The organism is Allomesorhizobium camelthorni (genome assembly GCF_011045125.1).
GTDB classification, from domain to species: domain Bacteria; phylum Pseudomonadota; class Alphaproteobacteria; order Rhizobiales; family Rhizobiaceae; genus Allomesorhizobium; species Allomesorhizobium camelthorni.
In genome coordinates this window covers 12,462-31,963 of the sequence record NZ_JAAKZF010000059.1, presented here as the reverse complement: position 1 = coordinate 31,963, position 19,502 = coordinate 12,462, and the positions used below count along the sequence as shown (strand labels likewise).

Annotated in this window: 18 protein-coding genes and 1 pseudogene; 13 read left to right on the top strand and 6 right to left on the bottom strand. The window is 61.8% G+C overall.

From position 1 onward, the window contains the following. Positions 1–160 precede the first annotated feature (160 nt). The 4 genes and pseudogenes from G6N73_RS26670 to G6N73_RS26655 form a co-directional block, all read left to right on the top strand. A pseudogene (locus G6N73_RS26670) lies at positions 161–536 on the top strand (hypothetical protein); the annotation flags it as partial. A 79-nt stretch (positions 537–615) separates the two neighbouring features. Next, positions 616–915: a type II toxin-antitoxin system TacA family antitoxin gene (locus tag G6N73_RS26665; protein WP_165032995.1), complete on the top strand. Its 300-nt coding sequence runs from the start codon at positions 616–618 to the stop codon at positions 913–915. Between the two features lie 3 nt (positions 916–918). Further along, complete coding sequence (locus tag G6N73_RS26660; protein WP_165032994.1) at positions 919–1,428, top strand: GNAT family N-acetyltransferase; 510 nt, start codon at positions 919–921, stop codon at positions 1,426–1,428. Between the two features lie 264 nt (positions 1,429–1,692). Further along, positions 1,693–1,968 (top strand): HU family DNA-binding protein, encoded by a 276-nt coding sequence (locus G6N73_RS26655; RefSeq protein ID WP_165032993.1) that lies wholly within the window; start codon positions 1,693–1,695, stop codon positions 1,966–1,968. A 588-nt stretch (positions 1,969–2,556) separates the two neighbouring features. On the opposite strand, the gene G6N73_RS26650 is transcribed toward G6N73_RS26655, so the two are convergent. From G6N73_RS26650 to G6N73_RS26625, 6 genes are all read right to left on the bottom strand, one after another. Continuing rightward, the gene (locus G6N73_RS26650) at positions 2,557–2,838 is read right to left on the bottom strand and encodes an exopolysaccharide production repressor protein (RefSeq protein ID WP_165032992.1); all 282 of its coding nucleotides are present in this window, start codon (positions 2,836–2,838) and stop codon (positions 2,557–2,559) included. A gap of 652 nt (positions 2,839–3,490) precedes the next feature. After that, positions 3,491–4,540, bottom strand: a complete 1,050-nt coding sequence (locus tag G6N73_RS26645; RefSeq protein WP_165032991.1) for a lipocalin-like domain-containing protein — start codon at positions 4,538–4,540, stop codon at positions 3,491–3,493. After that, positions 4,530–6,929: an FtsX-like permease family protein gene (locus G6N73_RS26640; protein ID WP_165032990.1), complete on the bottom strand. Its 2,400-nt coding sequence runs from the start codon at positions 6,927–6,929 to the stop codon at positions 4,530–4,532. The genes G6N73_RS26645 and G6N73_RS26640 overlap by 11 nt, the downstream gene beginning before the upstream one ends. Beyond that, entirely contained in the window at positions 6,926–7,582 is a 657-nt protein-coding gene (locus G6N73_RS26635; RefSeq protein WP_165032989.1) for an ABC transporter ATP-binding protein, read from the bottom strand. Before G6N73_RS26635 ends, G6N73_RS26640 begins: the two co-directional genes overlap by 4 nt. 642 nt (positions 7,583–8,224) lie before the next feature. Continuing rightward, on the bottom strand, positions 8,225–8,821 hold the full coding sequence (locus G6N73_RS26630; protein WP_165032988.1) for a hypothetical protein: 597 nt from the start codon (positions 8,819–8,821) through the stop codon (positions 8,225–8,227). Positions 8,822–10,027: 1,206 nt separating this feature from the next. Further along, positions 10,028–10,288 carry a hypothetical protein gene (locus tag G6N73_RS26625; protein ID WP_246252600.1) on the bottom strand — a complete coding sequence of 87 codons (261 nt, stop codon included), beginning with the start codon at positions 10,286–10,288 and terminating at the stop codon, positions 10,028–10,030. A 189-nt stretch (positions 10,289–10,477) separates the two neighbouring features. Here G6N73_RS26625 and G6N73_RS26620 point away from each other — a divergent pair, with 189 nt between their 5' ends. The 9 genes from G6N73_RS26620 (at position 10,478) to G6N73_RS26585 (ending at position 19,496) form a co-directional block, all read left to right on the top strand. Further along, the gene (locus G6N73_RS26620) at positions 10,478–12,238 is read left to right on the top strand and encodes a hypothetical protein (RefSeq protein WP_165032999.1); all 1,761 of its coding nucleotides are present in this window, start codon (positions 10,478–10,480) and stop codon (positions 12,236–12,238) included. Positions 12,239–12,490: 252 nt separating this feature from the next. Then, positions 12,491–15,040: an arylsulfatase gene (locus G6N73_RS26615; protein WP_246252599.1), complete on the top strand. Its 2,550-nt coding sequence runs from the start codon at positions 12,491–12,493 to the stop codon at positions 15,038–15,040. A gap of 100 nt (positions 15,041–15,140) precedes the next feature. Then, a complete protein-coding gene (locus G6N73_RS26610) occupies positions 15,141–15,941 on the top strand; it encodes a DUF2092 domain-containing protein (RefSeq protein ID WP_165032986.1) in 801 nt (266 codons plus the stop codon). Further along, on the top strand, positions 15,938–16,150 hold the full coding sequence (locus G6N73_RS37240) for a hypothetical protein (RefSeq protein ID WP_246252598.1): 213 nt from the start codon (positions 15,938–15,940) through the stop codon (positions 16,148–16,150). The genes G6N73_RS26610 and G6N73_RS37240 overlap by 4 nt, the downstream gene beginning before the upstream one ends. 48 nt (positions 16,151–16,198) lie before the next feature. Beyond that, positions 16,199–17,260: a porin family protein gene (locus G6N73_RS26605; RefSeq protein WP_165032985.1), complete on the top strand. Its 1,062-nt coding sequence runs from the start codon at positions 16,199–16,201 to the stop codon at positions 17,258–17,260. A gap of 91 nt (positions 17,261–17,351) precedes the next feature. Next, on the top strand, positions 17,352–17,777 hold the full coding sequence (locus G6N73_RS26600) for a hypothetical protein (protein WP_165032997.1): 426 nt from the start codon (positions 17,352–17,354) through the stop codon (positions 17,775–17,777). 26 nt (positions 17,778–17,803) lie between these two features. Then, positions 17,804–18,373, top strand: a complete 570-nt coding sequence (locus G6N73_RS26595) for an OmpA family protein (protein ID WP_165032984.1) — start codon at positions 17,804–17,806, stop codon at positions 18,371–18,373. Positions 18,374–18,429: 56 nt separating this feature from the next. Further along, positions 18,430–19,167 carry a hypothetical protein gene (locus G6N73_RS26590; RefSeq protein ID WP_165032983.1) on the top strand — a complete coding sequence of 246 codons (738 nt, stop codon included), beginning with the start codon at positions 18,430–18,432 and terminating at the stop codon, positions 19,165–19,167. 80 nt (positions 19,168–19,247) lie between these two features. After that, positions 19,248–19,496 carry a hypothetical protein gene (locus tag G6N73_RS26585; RefSeq protein WP_165032982.1) on the top strand — a complete coding sequence of 83 codons (249 nt, stop codon included), beginning with the start codon at positions 19,248–19,250 and terminating at the stop codon, positions 19,494–19,496. Positions 19,497–19,502 lie beyond the last annotated feature (6 nt).

Sequence of the window (19,502 nt, the reverse complement as noted above, 5' to 3'; positions counted from 1 at the left end):
TTCTTTTCGGAGCCTTGCTGACGGTCTCTCATGCTGCTCATGGCTTGGTCTCCGGTTCAGGTGTGAGTTTCCGACCTTCATCCGACATCCACCAGATGACCGGCTAGTCACGGCCGACAATGGCGCGGCAGGACGACATTGACAAGACAGGACCGAGCATATCGAAGCTTACATCGACCGACATCGGCGTGTGCTCCTTGGAGGAGCCGATGATCCCGGCACGTTCTTCCTCAAAACGGTAAAGACGACGAGCAGGGACGCCTCGTACGACCAGAATACGTTCTATGAAGCGTGGCGGCTCACAATCCAGCGATACGGCATATTCACAACCCCTACACCAGGCGCGGCGCGATCCCCGGCCTCCTCCGCATGGCCCGCACAACGTCCGCGACGTGCTGGCGACCCACATTCTCAAGCAGACCGGCTCTTATGAGCAGGCCAGCTACGCGATCCAGGACACACCCGATATGATCGCGCACCACTACGGACGCTTCCTGCCCCAGGACAAAGCCGCCTCGCCGCACCGCACTCTCGACGGGCGGCAGCCCGTTACCTGGCCCGCTGTGTATTGTATTTTGCGCTACGCTCATCTATCTTTCCGCACAGGAGAAAACCATGACCACCAACGCTGAACGCAAAGAACACCCGATTTCAATGCGCCTTCCCGAGGCCGACGTCGCAATGATCGATCGCGCCGCAGGCCTGCGCGGCCGATCGCGCACGGACTTCGTGCGTGAGGCTGCCGTGCGCGCGGCCGAGGATGTGCTGATGGAAAACCGGCTCATCCGCATGAGCCCGGAAGGCTTCTCGGACTTCATGGCGGCTTTGTCCGGGCCCGCAAGCCCGGTGCCCGAGATGGTGGAGTTGGCAAAGCGCCCCGCCCCGTGGGAGCCAGGCTACATCGCAAAGCGCTGAGCCGTGGTCCTCTCGGCTCCCGAACTTCTCACCGCAGCCCACGACGTTTCCGAGTTTACCTGCGGCAAGCCAACTCTCGATCATTGGCTCAAGACCCGCGCGCTCACCAATCAGGAGAAGGGCTTCACCGCCGTCTTGGTCGTGCATGATGCCGGTCGCGTCGTCGGCTATTATGGTCTCGCGCCGACCGCCGTCGTTCCGAACGTGCTCCCTCGCTCCATCCGCACCGGTCAACCGCCCGATCCGGTGCCATGCCTGCTACTCGGGCAACTCGCAACCGACATCGGTTGGGTGGGCCGCGGGATTGGAACAGGTCTGGTCAAACACGCTCTTGAGCGCTGCGTAACTGCGGCCGGGCTCGTTGGCGGTCGCGCACTGATGGTCAACGCGGTTGACGACGAAGCCGCTGCCTTCTGGCAACGGCGTGGCTTCATTCCCTCCAAGGACGATCCGCTCGTCTTGTTCCGTTCGATTGCTGCGATTGCCGCCTCGATGGCCGCAACACAAAGATAGGTCCAATTTCAGCTGTCGCTTGGCAGTTATGGGAGTTCCGCAAAGGCTTGGCGCCCTACTCGAGATGTAAGGCATCGCTTGCAGGCGGCAAGACTCGCGCAGACGGCACGGCGATCTTGCGCCGCCGCTTCCGTTTCGCCTCGCTGCAGCGGCGGAAGAGCGCATGGTTTGCGCTAACCTGCGCTTGCGGGACAATTGAGCGGTTGATGACATCGCCGGCCCCATGCGATAGAGGCGGCGAAATCAACCTTGGGGAGACCGTCAATGAACACATCCGAACTCGTAACAAAGCTGGCGGAAGCGCACAGCGTGAGCAAGGCGCAAGCCAAGGCGATCGTTGACGACGTGCTTAAGGGCATCGTCGACACAGTTGCGAGCGGTGCGGAGGTCTCGCTGCCGGGATTCGGAAAGTTCAAGGTTAAGGAGACGCCGGAACGCGAAGGTCGCAACCCGGCAAATGGCGATAAGATCAAGATTGCCGCTGCAAGGAAGTTGACCTTCTCTCCAGCCAAGGCCGTCAAGGACACGCTCAACGGCTAGGCAAGTGAAAGGCCCCCGCCTCAGCGGTGGGCCTTGCCTTAATAAGCCGATGAGGGGGCTGGGTTTCCTGGGAGGGTGGCACTGCCGCTCCAAACCCGCTCCCCGATCGTTTCCGGCCGCCGTTTTCATGGTCCGCCGTAGTGGGGCGAAGGCGGCGGCCGATGTGCGGGCAAAATTCGGTCCGGTAGAGAGGGAAGCACTCAAACTGGCGGTGAAAATATACAGCGCAGCAGTGACCTTCCAAACCGATAGGGACACCGCCGCTAAAAAGCGAGCCGCAAGGCGGCTCTCAATTTACCTGAAGATGCCGAGCTGCTCACCGATGCCGATCGGCGCGGGCTCTCTTGCCGATCGGCACGATAAGTCATCGAAATCTCAGTCGTGGGTGGGGTGACGCTGTGGTGCCGATTCACACATCGCCCGCTGAATCCTGCTTTCGATGCCGCCTCGGATCTCGCGACCGCGCGGCCATCGTTGTTTGACAGGACGACGACGGGCACACCGATCAGTGTCGGGTGAAGGACACGCTCGCAGCAGCGGTAGAAATGCAGTCGATTAGAGCGACCGCCTCCGGCATCGTCTTGATGCCTAGCCACCCATCCGGTGCTCCCCGTCATGAATTGAAAGGATGCCGTCGCCACCTTGCCCCGGGGAAGCTTGCATGTCGCCGTTTGACTCTGCCGGCTGCGCTTTGGTGCCGGATCGCCATACGATCATCAAGACACCGATGAAATAACCGACCTGGAGAAGAACCGCGACCGTCAGGGTCTGGATGGTCGTCGTCCAGACCGATTGCTTCACGCAATAGGTTGTGGCGGCAAATAACACTAGGACCCCGAACAGTCCTCGGAAAAACAGCGGGAAAGACATTCGATCCTGCCGTCACTCTGATCTATCGCTGATAGGCGGACATCCCAGGCCATAAGCAAAGACTCCTAGCTCGGCGGGACATTGCCGCAATCTCGCATTGCCCGTTCGAGTACTCCATGTCCGGGCCATAGCCCTTTTCTCCGTGTCGCACGCCGACACCGCTGCCGCGGACACGATGACAAACAAAACGGAATGCAATTTCATCTGGAATTCCCCCTAAGCCCTGGGGAACGGATACCTAGGTTCTGTTTAAATCGATGCTAAGCCACGTAGTAAAGAAATGGTGTCATAAAACCCGACAATGCTCTCGTTGTACTTTTGCGGCATCTGCGCCATTTAGGATTCCAGGGGCAAAAGTTTTCGATTCGGCAACATTCAGCAACATTCAAAAACTAAAATGATCCCGGGCGGCTCGTTGTCCCATGCGGGAATCCAGAGGCCATCGCGTTGAAAGTCCAGTTAACGACGCAGTTCGTCGCTTCGCTTCCGCTGCGTGCTGTGGGAGCAACCAAGAAACGACAATAGGTCGGTCAGAAGTCAAAGAGTTCGCCGAGCAGCGACTTCTTCTTTCGATAAGGCTGCGGCGATGTATCGTGGCGATCATCTCGATGCCTGTCATCGTCGTCACGGGCATGTGGCGCCTCTGCGAGTGTTACGGTCGCCGCTGGTAGCCCGTCATCTCGAGATAGCCCTTGCCGTGATGGGTGCCGTTCACCCGCACCGGACCTTCCCAGTAGGGAATGCTGAGCCCCATCCACGCATGAGTGTTGAGCGCGGAGACGGTGATGTCTAGGCCGCGGTCGGACAAGGTGAGGCGCCAGCGCGTGGGAACGTCGCGCCCCTCCACCCGGCTGGTCTCCAGCGGTGTCGCCTCAAGCTTCTCGTCGCCGTATGACGTCGGGGCACCGTCCGCCCCGATCCAGGTGGCAGAGGTGAAGCCGCCGCCCGCGGCGTCACGCAGGCGGAAACCCATCAGCTTCTGGCCCGTGTCGAAGGAGAGCGAAAACCAGTCCCAGCCGGCCTGGTCCTCCGCTAGCGGCTGCGACGACCATTCGCGGTCCAGCCACGCGGTGCCTCGCACCGGGACCTCGCCCTCCGGCAGCGTGAGTGTTCCCTCCACCGCGAAGAAGGGCTGGGAATAGTAGTAGCTCGCCTGCCCCTTCGCCGACTTGACCGAGTAGCCTCGGTCGCCGTGGAAAACGAGCGGGCCTTCCGCGCGCATAGCGATGTCGTAGGCGAAGTCCTTGCCGGTTGCCGTGAGACGCAGGCTGTCGAAGCTGTCGCCCGCCATCTGCCAGTCGTCGATCCAGGCCGCAAAGGGCTCCACCGTCACGCCCGCCTGGCCTGTTCCGCCGCGCGCGAAACGCTCGGTGGCGAGGTGCGTCGAGGCGTTTGTCACGGCGGCATGGCCGAACCACATCTGTGGGCTCTCCCATCCCACGGCCTCGGCCGGCGCGAGCGCCGAGCGGAACAGCGTCCATTGCAGGCCGTAGTCCGCACCGTCGGGCCCGGTGAGGTTCGCGGTCACGTACCACCACTCGATCCGGTAGTCCGGATGGGCTCCATGATCCTGCGGGAACTCGAACCCCTTGCCCGGTTCCGGAACGGCGAAGCCTTCGGCGTCCGTGCCGAGCCCGGCAAAGCCCTGGGCGAAGGCATTGCCGACGCCCAGCAGCAGGAAAATGAGCGCCCTAGCGTTCATTGGCGAATATCCTCAGCAGCGCGGCGGGCTCCATGCGCGCCAGCCGCCATGCCGGCCAGAGCGCGGCGAGCAGCGCAGCGCCGAGCGCGAAGAGCATCAGGCGCGCGTATTCGGCCGGAAACAGGTACATCGGCAGGCGCCAGCCGAACGCCTCGACGTTGACGATGGCGAGGAGCACCCAGGCGAGCGCCAGACCCAGTGGCAAGGCGAGCGCCGCAGTGATCGCCGCGAGCAGCACGGTGCGAAGGATCTCGAGCCCGGCAAGTCGGCGCTGAGTCGTCCCCATCGCCCAGACGGGCGCCATCTGCGGCAGTCGCATCGCCGCCAGCGTGAGCAGGCTCATCAGGATCGCGAAGGCGGAAACCGCCAGCGTCAGCACGTTCAGCGCCCCCGTCACCGAGAAGGTGCGCTCGAACACCGAAAGCGACAACGCCTTGAGCGCCGCCTGGTCGATGATGCGCGCGGGCGGCAGGTCTAATGCCTCGATGAGCTCCCGGCGCAGGCCCTGCGGATCGTCGGTGCGTACCCCGTAGCGAGAGGGCACGATGCCGGGGAAAGTCTGGCGGAACAGCGCCTCGCCGACGATGGCCTGGCCGATCGGGTTTCCGTAGTCGCCTACGACGCCCGCGATCGGCAGCGACAGCCCGGGACCGAGCGCGAGCATCTCGCCAACGCGCAGTCCGGCGCGGCGGGAAAGTTGCTCGTTGATGACGACCGCCCTGCCCTCTTCGACCTCGTCCCAGATGGCGGGGACGCCGTCGAGGAAGCGCCAGTTCTCGCGGTAGGTGTCGCCGATGCGCGCCCCGAAAATCTCCGCCGGCATGCCGGCGAACGTCGCATCAACTGACATGATCGGCAGCACGGCGTCGGCGCGCATCTCGAGGAAACGTTCCAATGCCGCCCGGTCCGCGACGGCATCCGCGTCGACGTAGAGTTCGGCCGACAGGCGCTGGTCGAGGAAGCCGACGAAGGTCAGGCGGAAGCTCGAGACCATGGTAGACACGCCGACATTCGCAGCCATGGCGAGCAACAGCGCCATCAGCGCCAACCCGAGGCCGGGCAGCTGCTGGCGCGTGTCGGCCCAGAACCATTGCGCCATGGCGCTGACGGCCTGCCCTTCGCCGAAGCGCAGGATCGTGGCGAGACAAAACGGCAGCGCAAGTGCTGCGCCGAGCAGCAGGCAGGCGAGCAGCGCGAAACCGGCGGTCAGCCCGACCCCGGTGATGGCCAGCATCCCTGCTGCCGCGAGCAGCACGACCGCGGCTGCGGCCTGCAGCTTTCGCGTTCGTCCTGAGACCAGCGCCCAGGCCCGCCCGCCGGCGCTCGCAAGGACCGGCATCCGCGCCAGCCGCCACAAAGCGCTCGCGGAGGCGAGTAGTGCGCCGCCCAGCGCCATGGCCATTCCCGAAAGCCACCATTCCGGGCGGATTTGCAGCGTGCCTGCGACGTCGGCGCCATAGAGTCCCCTCAGCGTCGCGGCCACGTCCGGCAGCAGGAGCGCTGCGATGAGATAGCCGAGCGCGGTGCCGAGCGCGCCCGCAAGCGTCGCCAGCACGACAAGCTCCAGCACCATCAGCACGATCAGGTGGCGGAGCGGCACGCCGAGCGCGCGCAGGGTACGGACCATCCCGCGCCGCTGCTCGAAAGCAAGACCGATCGCGCCGTGGACGATGAAGATGCCGACCGCGAAGCTGAGGAAGCCGAAGGCCGTGAGGTTGAGATGGAAGCTATCGGTGAGCCGGCCGACATCGGTCGCGCCATCCGCGCGCTGGAGCAGGAGGTCCGGCGCGATCTCGGCCAGCGGCCGTTGCCGCAGGGGCTGCTCCGGCAGGACGATCAGACGGCTGGTGCGCCCGGCGCGGCTGAGCAGTGTCTGGGCGACGCCGACGTCGGCGAGCACGGTACCTGGCGCAACCGCCTGATCGACCAGAACCGGGTTGGGCAGGTTCGCCGCAAGAAGCGCCGCCATCTCCGGGCCGGCGACCAGCGTGTCTGCGCGCAGGAAGCGGTTGAGGTCGGCGCGCGCCAACGCCGCGCTCGCGCCCGAGCCCGGCGGCGCAGTGAGCGGATCGACGCCGACCAGCCTCACGGTGGTGCTGCCGACGCGCAGCCTTCCCTCCACGACGGGGCTGACCAGCCAGCCGGCGCGGCGCAGCGCGACGAAAAGCTCCTGGGACATGGAATCACCATCGCGCGGCAGAAGTTGGTCGAACTGGCCGTCGGCCAGCGTGGCGGCAGCCGCATCGTAGCTGGCGCGCGCCTCGGCGTTGATCGCCTGCACACCCGACCAGAGGGCTGTCGCCAGCGCGAGGCCGAGCACCAGCGTCAGCAATTGGAGCCGGTTGCGTCGCCAGTGCGAGGCCAGTGCCGAGAGGACCGCGCCGGTCATGCAAGGCGGCCCTGACTGAGATGCGCCCGGCTCCCGAGACGTGCTGCAAGGCGCGGGGAGTGCGTGACCATCAGGAGCGCCGCGCCGGTCTCCGCCACAAGCGCGAGGAATTGCTCCATCACCTCGTCCGCGGTCGCCTCGTCGAGGTTGCCGGTCGGTTCGTCCGCGAGGATCAGCTTTGGCCGCGCCGCAAGCGCGCGGGCGATCGCAACGCGCTGCTGCTGGCCGCCGGATAGCTGCTCCGGATATTTCCGCAGCTGCGACTCCAGACCGAGCGCACTGGCCAGCCGTGAAAGCTCCTGCGGTTCCGGGGTGCCGTTGAGACGCGCCTGGAAGGCGATATTGGCGGCAACGTCCAGAGAGGGGATGAGGTTGAACTGCTGAAAGACGATGCCCACCGCGCTTCGCCTGAGTCTCGCGCGGCCGTTATCGTCGAGCTTAGTGGCCTCCTTCCCGTCGAGCAGGACGCGCCCGCCGTCGGCAACGTCCAGCCCTGCCACGAGGTGTAGCAGCGTGCTCTTGCCCGAGCCGGATTCGCCGGTCAGCGCCAGCGTCTTGCCGGCGTCCAGCGAGAGCGTCACGCCGCGCAGGACGGGTACCGGGCCTTCCGGGCCAGGATAGGATTTCAGTAGGTCTTCGATCAAAAGCAGCATGAAGCATAGCTATCTTTTGTAACGAAAAGGGAAAGCCGGAGATTTGAACCTCTGCCCAAGAGTCCTGATAGGCGTCCGTTGATGCCGTCGACGATGAAGGTGGCGACTCATCGCGCTTCAACGAGCGCTTCTGTGCTCCATCAAGAGGCTGTCGGTGGAGCCTAAACGCACGAACTGGCTTTTTGACGCAACAGGACCGATCGCTCGGATATTCGGCAATTCGACAACGACTGCTGAGAGGTTCTGACTACTTCTTCTTGGCCGGCCGCTGCGTGAGTGCCGACCCAGCGGCCGACTTCACATCTTTCGACGCACTTTTGGACTTCATTGTCTTCGAGGCCGATGTGCCAGCCTTCTTGCCGGTCTGCTCGTTCTTCGATGCCTTGGGGCCATAGTGGCTCCTCCTCGTCAAAGCTGCAGGCACCCCTTGGTTGCTCAGCGCGCAAGTAGATGAGGGCAAGGAGGTGCAGATGTCCACAACGTTCTGGGCCCGCAACGGGCGATCGACGCCGCGCAGTTCCGCGCGGCCTACGCCGAGTCCTCACTGGCCTGCCTTGAATGCAAAAGCGTTGAAGGCCATCGCTTCAATGGCGCCGACCGCGGCGCCTGGCACTGCGCTCTGACGAGTTCCACACTGCCCTGTTATGCGACTTTTGCAGCACAAATGCCGAAACTATCGAAGATGAATGCTCGCCGGCCTTCTGGCTTCGGCTTCGTCATGTCGTCAAACGCCATCACGCCAATCTTGTACAGACGTGTTGCGGGAGTGAGAAAGATATTGTTGAGGAACTCGATGACAGCGTTGGTGCCGGCGATGGAGCGCCGGAATCCTTGCTGGATTTCGGCCTTGATAACGCCGACAAACGGCATGGAAGCTGCGCTAACGGTCCCATCGAATACGATGACCATGCCGCCCGGTATGCGCCGGGCCATCTGCGATTCGGCAAGTTTGGTCGCTAAGTCCCTGGAGCCGACGAGGAATGCTGCGTCGTCAGAACCAACTAGTGTTTCAGCGGTTTCCAAGAAGCTGCCGGCACCGAACTTCACTATTCGCATCTGAAGGCTTTGGGTCTGACCCGATAGCGCGTCGGTCATGCGAAGTCGGAAGGCTCCCATAGCCTCGGGGCTGAGCACTTCCAAACCATTCGCGTACGCGGGTGCCTGAATAGATCTGTCATCGTTACGACGAAAGATCTCATGAACCGCAACGCGGTTCACCTTCAAATTCTCAAATAACATAGCAACCCCTCCGCAGACCAATCGTGTAATCGCATATTCTCCAGGACGGATAAAGATTTGGGAAACGCGGTGGAGCGGTAGAGGGGAGATCTGCTTTACACCGACTGCAAGAGTCGACAGTGGCATTGCGCCACTCCATCGATCAGCTCAGACTCTGAGACCTGCCCATGCCGCAATCACGACAGGGCGCACTGTCCACCACAATGGCGGCTTCCGAGCGGAGGCAAGGTCCGCCTCAACGGCCGACATGGGGCGCGTTGCTGACTGACGATCTTGGGGCCGTTTGCGGACTGGCAGCTTCTGGTGTGAAAGGCAGGAAAGCGAACATTCGCTCGAAGTGGGAATGGTGCCGCACGCACAGTGAGCCCCCACGTTCCGGCCCGTCGGACCGGGCCGCGGCCGCCCGGCGCCCTCTCGTGCGCTGCAAGGTAGAGTGCTGCGAGCAGTTGGAAAGGCAGTCCTTGCGTCACCAAAGCCGAGCGGGCGCAGTTGGCCGAAGCTGCCGACGCGTGTTAGGCTAATTGCGCCGTGAGCCGGAGGCGCCGGCACCGTTTTGCCACGAGGTCAACCAACAGGGCACGCATCGCCCGACCGGTCGCGCTTCCGGGGTTCGTCCGTTTAACCTCGGCGTGCCGACGCGCGTGGGTGGAATGATGAGCGGGGGCTAGTCGAATGAGCGCATTTCTCGGCCAGCTGCGGTGGCGCGGACGATTCGGCAATCGAATGTTTCAGTACGCCTACGGCGCCACGTACGCACGGCTGACCGGTCTGGAGTACTGGCTCCCATCGGAATGGGAGGGGACGAGGCTCTTCAAGCAACAGCCTCATCGCGCCGTAGAGAATGAAGACATTCGTCTGGCATTGCGCCTGCATGATGAGGGACCGGGCAGCGATCAGCAAAGGCTCCAGGCGGTCCAGAGGTACTATCCCGACGCCGAACTCGTTGATGTCGAGGTCGCCACGGATCCATACGCGAAGCTCGGCCATCCTCTGTGTCATGCAAACGGCTGCGCCTACATCCGACGCGTGATAGTGGGCGTCTTCCCCCGTGGTAGTGAACATCGCGACGATAACATCGCTCGCTCTCGGCAAACTCACCCGAGAGATGTGCGCGCGGTGGTTGCTCTCTCATCATCATGCTCCTTTGGTCGTGAGACCTCACGAGCATCGTCGAATTCAGCAGTCAGATGGAATGGGACTGCGCACCTAGCGCTTCGGCGCTCGCGAGAACGGTACGATCCTGGCCTGGCTAAGCGCCCGTCCGATCTCACTTACGAGGTCATCAATCAACGCCTGATATTCGGCGCGGCGTTCCTCATCGGTGGGTGCTGGCAGTTGATCGCTCGCGGCAAGTGCCTGTTCCGCGACGGCAAGATCGTCGCACATCTCTCGAAAGTTCTCGTCTTGGTTAAACAGTTCCTGGATTTCCGACGAACGTCCAAGAAATCGACTTGCTGCCGCACGCAAGCCGGCTCCCGTATGGGTATCCCCAGATGGAGTTTCCATCCCAGTCCTTGGGCTGACTCTCGAAGGTGTTCGAAATATCCAATAGGTCGGCACCCACACTATTTGCGTTAGCTCAATGCGGGACGTAACATACGCGAGCATACGGCGATGAGCGGCGATGGTCGCGTCCTGGAGGGGAGGAACCGCTTGATGCCCGGCGCTGTCCGAGCAGTCGATCCGGAAACTGGGCTGGAATTGCCTGGTGAGGTCGATATTCGCGCGCAGCTTGGCCGCATTCTGTCCAGTCCCGATTTCGATGTGCCGGACCGGGCGCGCAAGCTACTAACTTACGTAATTGAGGAAACGATTGCCGATCGGGCAGTCCGGCTGAAGGCCTACTCAATCGCTACCGAGGTCTTTGGCCGCGCCGCATCCTTTGACGCGCAGTCCGATCCGGCCGTGCGGATCGAGGCGAGCCGTGTCAGACGGGCGCTCGAAAGATACTATCTGATTGCAGGGCAGGACGATCCGATCGTCATCACCATTCCGAAAGGCGGCTATGTGCCGGTCTTCACGTGGTCCAATCAGGTATCGGCCCGTGTGGACGCCGAAGTCGCTGAGCCGGTCGCACCCGTTCGGCCGCGGGCACCCCGATGGCCTTTCGCGACGACAACACTGCTGATCTTGGTCAGTGCGTTGGCTATTGGCTACTGGATGCTGCGCGATGCGGGAACAGACGAGCGTCGACCCGCTGTCCCACTCGTCACAGAAGTGGCTTCGCCGGATATTCCCAGACTTTTGGTGCTGCCTTTCGAGGATCTGTCCCATACGCCCGACGCGACGATCATCGCACGAGGATTGACCGACGAGGTTATAGTCCAGATTGCCAAGTTCAAGGAGATCGTGGTGCTGACCGGCCGGCCCCGCGAACCGCATGCAAACGATCGCCAATTGGCTCGCTATTGGCTTGAGGGTAGCTTGCGCGTCGACACAGACAAGCTTCGGCTGTCAGTTCGCCTTCTGCACCGAGGCGACGGCTCGGTGGTCTGGGCAAACAGCTATGACGCGAGCTTCAGCGTGCATGAACTTATACAGACCGAACATGAAATTGCGCGGCAGGTGGTAACTGCCGTCGCGCAGCCTTACGGAATCATATTCCGCGCCGACGCCGGGCGTGCGCCCGAGATTCCGTCGGCTGATTGGGAGGCTTATGCCTGCACGCTCGCCTACTACGCCTATCGGGTCAATCTCGATGCAAAATCGCACTTGTCGGTAAGGCAATGCTTGGAACGCGCCGTCACCCGGTTTCCGGCCTACTCGAGCGCCTGGTCGCTGCTATCGCTGACTTACCTCGACGAGTTGCGCTTCAGCTACCGCATCAATGCGGACGCTGCGCCTCCACTCGATCGTGCACTAGAGGCCGCGCGCCGCGCTGTCGAGCTGGACCCGGAGAATGCGCGCGGTCTGCAGGCGCAGATGACGGCGCTTTTCTTTAAGAAGGATGTCGATGCGGCGCTTAAGGTCGGGGCGCAGGGGATCACGATCAACCCGAACGACTCGGAGCTTGTCGCAGAGTATGGGCTGAGGCTCGCATTGTCCGGCGAGTGGAAGGGCGGGGCGGAACTCATCGAGAGCGTACTCGACAGCAATAACCGGGGTCCGCTGGGTTACTATGAAACGGCGCTGGCGCTGTCTTTCTATATGCAGCGCGATTATCGAACTGCCGGCACGTGGATCAGGAAGGCCAGTATGGGAGCCAATCCCGTCTACCATGTCGTTGCAGCTGCCATATTCGGCCAGAGTGGCGAGATAGCCGCGGCGGCCATCGAACGCGAGTGGCTCATGAAAAATGCGCCGCAACTTGTGCAAGAGATCGATCGCGAGCTGGCGATTCGCAATATAACCGTCGACGACCAGGCCCACTTCGTCGAAGGCCTTCGCAAGGCCGGTTTGACCATCGCCGGTTTCTAGCTGCACACATCATCGAGCAGCTGGAGCAATTGTTGTGCGCAAGTATGGAGCGCCTGAGCGGCGCTGCGCCGTTGCGCGGCTTATGCTCGCACTACAGAGGTTACGCGATGCTACATGCGCGCCCGCCACGTTTCGACCTATCGTAAGGTCACTTCCATGAGGTGTTCCGGATGCGACCTTGGAGTTCATCCGGCGAAGGTCAGCCCGACCGAGTTCCGATAGGCGGTTGGCGCAACAGAGTGAGGTGACGAGATGGTGCGCAGATATCCGACACTGGCTCATATGGTAGCCGTTTCCGTCGCAACTCTTCTATCCAGCGTGGCATTGGCGACTGCCCAAGAGGTTTCCGGCGAGCTTGGTTCGCCCGGCGCGACCACGACGATCCCTGGGAATCAATTGCCGGCCCCAGAACCCGCATTCGGCGGCGACATCAAGAATGATGCCCTGGAATCGAAGGCCTGGTGGGCGCCGCGCATCGTGCCGCCCAAGGAGGCGCCGAATGTATTGCTGATCATTACGGACGATTCAGGGTTCGGCGTTCCGAGTACATTCGGCGGCGTGATCCCGACGCCGACGCTAGACCAGGTCGCCAACGAGGGCCTACGCTACACCAACATTCACTCCACAGCGCTCTGCTCGCCGACGCGCGCCGCGCTCATCACCGGGCGCAACCATCATTCGGCCGGCTTCGGCGTGATTTCCGAGCAGTCCACGGGCTTCCCCGGCTACAACAGCATCATCGCCGAGGACAAGGCCACGATCGGACGGATCCTGCTGGACAATGGCTACGCCACCTCGTGGTTCGGCAAGGACCACAATACGCCAGCCTTTGCCGCTAGTTCGGTCGGGCCGTTCGACCAGTGGCCCAGGGGCCTGGGCTTTGAATATTTCTACGGTTTTGTCGGGGGCGACGCCAACCAGTGGCAGCCGAATCTGTTCCGCAACACCACCCAGATCTATCCTTTCGAGGGCAAGAAGGACTGGAACCTGATCACCGGCATGGCCGATGACGCCATCGACTACCTGACCCGTCTGAACCAGACGATGCCGGACAAGCCGTTCTTCGTGAAATACGCCCCTGGCGCCACGCACGCACCGCATCACCCGACCGAGGAATGGGTGAAGAAGATTCACGACATGCATCTCTTCGACGAGGGCTACGAAAAGCTTCGCGCACAGATATTCGAGAACCAAAAAAGGCTGGGCGTGATCCCTGAGGACACGCAACTCGAGGCCTGGCCTAAGGACGTGCTGAAGCCTTGGGACGAACTGACCCCTGAGGCGCAGAAGCTGTTCATCAAGCAGGTCGAGATTTTCGCTGCCTACGCCGCCTACAGCGACCATGAGATCGGCCGCATCATCCAGTCCATCGAGGACATGGGCAAGCTCGACAACACGCTGGTGATCTACATCAACGGCGACAACGGCACGAGCGCCGAAGGCGGACCTCTCGGCACGCCGAACGAAGTCGCGTTCTTCAACGGCGTCAACGAGATGCCGGTCGACGTGCAGATGAAGTGGTATGACGTCTGGGGTACCGAGCAGACGTACAACCACATGTCGGCGGGCTGGTCCTGGGCTTTCGACACCCCCTTTACCTGGTTCAAGCAGAACGCCTCGAAACTCGGCGGCATCCGCCAGAACATGGCTGTTTCCTGGCCTGCCAAAATCAAGGACAAGGGCGGCCATCGCGACCAGTTCACGCACGTTATCGACGTGGTGCCGACCATCCTCGAAGTTGCCGGCATTCCGGCGCCCGAGGTCGTGGACGGCATCAACCAGGCGCCGATCGAGGGCACCAGCTTCGCCTATACATTCGCCGACGACGCCGAAAAGACGCCTTCGCGCCATACGACCCAGTATTTCGAGATGATGGGTCAGTGGGCCCTGTACCATGAGGGCTGGCTGCTCAGCACCAAGGTCAACCGCGCGCCCTGGGAGGCTTTCGGCGCCGCCAATCCCGATCCGCTCAACAATCAGGTGCTCGAACTATACGACCTGACCAAGGATTACAGCCAGTCGCAGGACATCGCGGCCGCCCATCCGGATAAGGTCAAGGAGATGAAGAAGCTGTTCATCGAGGAGGCGAAGAAATATCAGGTCTTCCCGCTGGATGCCTCGGTTGCTGCACGCATCGTGGCGCCACGCCCCAACATCACGGCAGGACGCACGGAATTCGTCTACACCCATCCGATGGTCGGTTTGCCGCAAGGCGATTCCCCGGCCCTCCTCAACAGCTCCTACACCATGACGGCCGACATCGAGATCCCCGAGGGCGGTGCGGAAGGCATGATCCTGACGTCGGGCGGGCGCTTCGCCGGCTATGGCTTCTATCTGCTGAAAGGCAAGCCGGTCTTCCTGTGGAACCTGATCGACCTGAAGCGGGTCAAGTGGGAAGGTCCCGACGTGCTGTCGCCCGGCCAGCACACGATCGAGTTCGACTTCAAATACGACGGTCTCGGCGTCGGCACGCTTGCCTACAACAATATGAGCGGTCTTGGCCGGGGTGGCACGGGCACGCTCTCGGTCGACGGCAAGGTCGTGGCCACTGAGAAGCTCGAACGCACCCTTCCCATGATCCTGCAGTGGGACGAGAGCTTCGACATCGGCTCCGACACCCTGACCGGCGTCAACGACGCCGACTATCAGCCGCCGTTCCCGCTGACGGCCAAGCTCAACAAGCTGACGCTCAAGGTAGATCGTCCGCAACTGACCGAGGCGGACATCAAGAAGCTCGATACGGCCCAGGCGACCGCCGTAGACGGCAGTCCGATCAAGCATGTGCAGCCGGGACCGCAATAAAGGCCGCACTGCAGGCAAACAGAACGACCAGCGAAAGGCCTGAGCGCTACGGTGCTCAGGCGGCGGACGCGGGTGCGCATGGTCAACGGAGGAATTCTAAATGAAGAAGAAATCAGTCGGGTGCGCCAAAGCCGCAATGTCCGCCGCGGCGCTGGTCTTGCTGTTCGACTTGGGGGCGCCCATAACCGCACAAGCGGACGAGACCCACGCCAAAAGCATATTGAAGGCCATGTCCGACTATCTCGCGGCTCAACAGATGATTTCGTTCGGATACGACACGAACCTGGAAGTCGTCACGGAGGATCATCAGAAGCTCCTGTTTGCGAGTTCGGGCACCGCCGCACTCAGTCGCCCCGACAAGATTCGCGCCACGCGCGACGGCGGCTTTGCCAGCGTCGAGATGGTCTACGACGGAAAGACGCTCACGCTTCTGGGTAAAAATGCCAACTTGTACGCACAGGCCGAAGTGCCCGGCGACCTTGACCATCTGGTCAGCGAGCTGCGTGACACGTTTCAAAGGCCCATTCCGGGCGCCGATCTGCTCTTGTCTAACGCCTATGACGTGCTGATGGACGGCGTCACAGACGTGAAGGATCTCGGCAGCGGCGTGATCGGCGGCGCCGAATGCGACCACTTGGCATTCCGCGCCAAGGAGGTCGACTGGCAAATCTGGATCGCGCAAGGCGCGAGCCCCTATCCCTGTCGTTATGTCATCACCTCCAAGGAGGTCGACCAGGGCCCACAATACAGCGTCCAGGTCAGGGACTGGAAGGTCGGCAGCGAGGTCGCGAATGACGACTTTGCTTTCAAGAACGCGACCGATGCCAAGAAAGTGGAGCCAACGGAACTCAAGGATACGGATGAACTGCCCGATCAGTTTGCTCCAGGGGGTAACCAATGACCATGTCAATCAGGCTGAGACTCGTTCTGCTCGCTGCGGCGATCGGAGTTTTCGGGATCGGAGCTTCAGAACGGCTTACGGTTCATGGCACGTACGGGTTCGTGTCGAGTGCTGAAGCCAGAGTTGGGCGCCCGCTCACGCCGGTCAGCGTTGCCGGAGTGGCGCGTCGCACCGTGCGGCGCTGCGCCGTCGGCGTCTACTACTGCTAATGAACAGCAGTCCTATTTGCACTACAGACCGGCTTGTCGAGCTTAGCTATGACCGCCGAAGCGAAGCGGATGCTCATGTCCGTTCACACGGCGGACGACCTCTTTGGCTACCGCGGCATTGCCTGCCGGTGCGGGCTATTTGTGATGCTATTGGCGCCAATCTCGGAACGGACGGATCTAGAGCTGCCTCGAAAGAAGCACGCGGTGCTCTCGCCGGGCCGCACTTCCACACACCGGCTAATGTCACCACCGCCTCGAATTATCGCCGGGAAGCGTCGGAGGCCGGTGTGCTTCGCGTACATGAACGGGGACACCGCTGATGTACGATTTCTTAGGTTTGCTCTTCTGCCGGTCATAGCGCATCTCATTTTTGGGCCGGCGGCCGCGGCTGATATGGTCGATCCACAGTCCGAAGAAGCGCCCGCCGCCAGTGGTTGGACATTCGCCGCAGCGCCCTACCTCTGGCTGGCGGGTCTCAATGGTCAAATTGGCGTCGCGGGCATGCCGCCGGCCGATGTCGACGTCGATTTCAGCCAAGTCTTCGATGCCATCGATTGGTTTCCCCCGCCGATCATGATTGCCGGCGAGGCCCGCAATGGCCGTTTCGCCCTTTTCACCGACTTCATCTACCTGGGACTTGAGGCCGATGGATCGTCATCAGGCCCGGTACCTCTGACGGCCGATGTGGAAATGAACACGGTGGTCTGGACCTTCGGGGCTTCCTATCGAGTCGTCGAAAATGAAACCGCTACCTTAGACGTGCTGGCCGGCGGACGGCTCTGGTACCTGGACACGGACGTGACCCTTACCGGCCCTGTCAACGTGCTTCAGGGCAGCGGCAGCAAGACCTGGGTCGATCCCATCATTGGTGTGGCCGGCACGGTTGGTCTCGGCAGCGGATTGGGACTTCACGGCGAGGCCGACATAGGCGGTTTTGGCGTTGGCGCCGATCTCGACTGGCAGGTCCTGGGCACGCTTCAGTATCGTTACAATGACTCGGTCACGCTGGAAGCCGGCTATCGCTATCTGGACGTCGATTACGACGACGGTGGACTCATTTTCGATGTTGCAATGCACGGACCGATCATCGGCGCCAGTTTTCGGTTCTGATCAAACAGTGGCTGCCTCTTTCATCGTGCCTGAAACTTCAACCTACGGACATCGACGTGCTTCGACTGCACTTAAAGGATGGGAGTTACAAATGACGAACAGACTTGGCATTTTCGGCGGTGCGATCCTGATGGCCTCGCTTGCACTAACCGGCCTTGGGCGTGCGCAAACGATCAGCTATGCCGATGCCGTCACGGTACTTGCCAAAGACTGCGGCGCCGACATCAAGAAGCATTGCAGAGGGCTCAATCTCGGCAACAACGAGATACGCAACTGTCTGGAGCAGAACCAGGCGAAGGTTTCGCCAGCCTGCACATCGACGCTGGCCAGCGTCGTGGCATCGATCCAAATGCGCCTTGAGGCGCAGGCTAGCGTCTTCAAGGTATGCGCCGGGCGCGCAAAGCAGTTGTGCAAGGGCGTTGTCGGCGAGGAGCACATCCTGCAATGCCTGATCAAGACGGAGCGCCTAGACGGCGAAAAATGCAATGCCGCGATTACCAATGCGGGATGGCGTTGAGCCGGTATCGCACCAGGAGAAGCAAAATGACCATTCATGGATTTCGCTATTGTTTGACGCTGGCCCTTCTGCTTGCCGCAGGCACCGCCGGGGCTCAGCAACTCAGCGACAAGCAGCTCATAGCCAGCCTGGGTCAGGCCGCCCAGGCGGCACCGATCGTCGACGTCGGTTTGCTCGTGCAGGAGGTCAATGCCAATGTGGGCAAAGGCGTGGCCACGCTGCCGAACTGGAGCCAGCTCGCCAATCTTGCCCAACTGGCTGTCGAGATAGATTTCGAGAACGACTCCACTGCAATCGAGCCGGCGTCCTACCGGACAATTGGACTGATCGCAGATGCGCTGCACGATCCCCGATTGCGGCACTACAAGTTTCTTGTCGTCGGGCACACCAACGCCACCGGCAAAGCCGAGCACAATTTGGAACTCAGCATGAAGCGGGCCGATGCGATCATGGTTGCGCTGACGACCACTTTCTCGGTGCCGGCGAACCACCTCATCGCCATCGGAGTTGGGCAAGAGATGCCTCTCGATGCCACCAATCCGAAGGCTGCTGCCAACAGGCGGGTCCAGCTCATCAATTTGGGCCTGGCAAACTAACGATGCTCTGCAGTCTGTGACGCCCCTTGCTCTCATCTCTAACGGAGGATTTCAATATGAACATCAATCGCATCACAAGCGTGATAGCCTTCGCGGGCGGCCTGGCATTGGCAACCGCTGGAGCTATGGCTCAGGAGTCCACCAAGAAGCCGCACGTGCCGCTGGAAAAGACTATCGGCCAAGTCAAGGCGACCGGGCCGATCCCGTCTCTTGCTGTCATCAATTCGCAGGGCGCCGCGCTCGAAGGCGGCAAACTTGTCCTGACGGGTGTTTCGGCGAACTCGATCGTCTTTGCCGATCGGCCGGTACGTGCCGCGGGCCACGTCACAACCGAGCAGTTCATCATGCAGTGGGACGAAGGCAAGGACAACTTCGCCATCGACCCACCGAACGCGACAGTATCGGTGCTTGGGGGAGACGGCTCCGAGGTCAACGACGCCGTGGTTACGCTCGGGGCTCCGAAACTTGAGGGGAACACACTGACGTTCGACGTTGCCGTTCTGGAAGGCAGCCTGAACAATGCGAGCGGTCCGGCCGCACTTTTCATTGACGCCTTCGCGGTTCGTGGACCGCGCGGCGGCGGATTCGCCCATGTGGGTGGCTACGGCGGTGTCTACCGCGGCGGCGCGTACTGGCACGCTCCTGTCTATCATGGCGCCTGGTACGGTGCCGGCGCTGTCGCGGGGGCCGCAGTTGCCGGGGCTGCAGTTGGCGCAGCCGTCGGTGCCGCCGCTGCCGCCCCATACGCATATCCCCCGTACTGCGGATACTACCCCTACCCCCCGTGCTACTAGCCAAAAGCCGCTGGCAATCCGTGCGCCATCTCCCAAGGCGGCGCAAGTTTGCGACATCTCTTGAAATAAGGAGCGATGCAATGATGACATATCAGTCGAAGGGCGTGCTGCTGACGCTCGCGATCGTTGGCTGTGTTATGGCCCGGAGCGGGAACGCGGCCGAAGAACCTGGCCTTGGAACTGTAGTTCCTGAAGCCGAAATGACCATGTTTTGCCAGAACGCGGCAGCGGCAAGATTTGAAGTGCAACCAGACGCCATCACGACAGATCCGCCAATTAGGCCTAATCGGCCCGAAGGTGCGATTTTGGCCAAGTTGGCGAACATGTGACGAACA

Excerpts from the sequence above, each read along its gene's own strand:
- G6N73_RS26665 (WP_165032995.1), top strand. The coding sequence starts at position 616 with ATGACCACCAACGCTGAACGCAAAGAACACCCGATTTCAATGCGCCTT.
- G6N73_RS26655 (WP_165032993.1), top strand. The coding sequence starts at position 1,693 with ATGAACACATCCGAACTCGTAACAAAGCTGGCGGAAGCGCACAGCGTG.
- G6N73_RS26650 (WP_165032992.1), bottom strand. The coding sequence starts at position 2,838 with ATGTCTTTCCCGCTGTTTTTCCGAGGACTGTTCGGGGTCCTAGTGTTA.
- G6N73_RS26645 (WP_165032991.1), bottom strand. The coding sequence starts at position 4,540 with ATGAACGCTAGGGCGCTCATTTTCCTGCTGCTGGGCGTCGGCAATGCC.
- G6N73_RS26640 (WP_165032990.1), bottom strand. The coding sequence starts at position 6,929 with ATGACCGGCGCGGTCCTCTCGGCACTGGCCTCGCACTGGCGACGCAAC.
- G6N73_RS26635 (WP_165032989.1), bottom strand. The coding sequence starts at position 7,582 with ATGCTGCTTTTGATCGAAGACCTACTGAAATCCTATCCTGGCCCGGAA.
- G6N73_RS26630 (WP_165032988.1), bottom strand. The coding sequence starts at position 8,821 with ATGTTATTTGAGAATTTGAAGGTGAACCGCGTTGCGGTTCATGAGATC.
- G6N73_RS26620 (WP_165032999.1), top strand. The coding sequence starts at position 10,478 with ATGCCCGGCGCTGTCCGAGCAGTCGATCCGGAAACTGGGCTGGAATTG.
- G6N73_RS26615 (WP_246252599.1), top strand. The coding sequence starts at position 12,491 with ATGGTGCGCAGATATCCGACACTGGCTCATATGGTAGCCGTTTCCGTC.
- G6N73_RS26610 (WP_165032986.1), top strand. The coding sequence starts at position 15,141 with ATGAAGAAGAAATCAGTCGGGTGCGCCAAAGCCGCAATGTCCGCCGCG.
- G6N73_RS37240 (WP_246252598.1), top strand. The coding sequence starts at position 15,938 with ATGACCATGTCAATCAGGCTGAGACTCGTTCTGCTCGCTGCGGCGATC.
- G6N73_RS26605 (WP_165032985.1), top strand. The coding sequence starts at position 16,199 with ATGACCGCCGAAGCGAAGCGGATGCTCATGTCCGTTCACACGGCGGAC.
- G6N73_RS26600 (WP_165032997.1), top strand. The coding sequence starts at position 17,352 with ATGACGAACAGACTTGGCATTTTCGGCGGTGCGATCCTGATGGCCTCG.
- G6N73_RS26595 (WP_165032984.1), top strand. The coding sequence starts at position 17,804 with ATGACCATTCATGGATTTCGCTATTGTTTGACGCTGGCCCTTCTGCTT.
- G6N73_RS26590 (WP_165032983.1), top strand. The coding sequence starts at position 18,430 with ATGAACATCAATCGCATCACAAGCGTGATAGCCTTCGCGGGCGGCCTG.
- G6N73_RS26585 (WP_165032982.1), top strand. The coding sequence starts at position 19,248 with ATGATGACATATCAGTCGAAGGGCGTGCTGCTGACGCTCGCGATCGTT.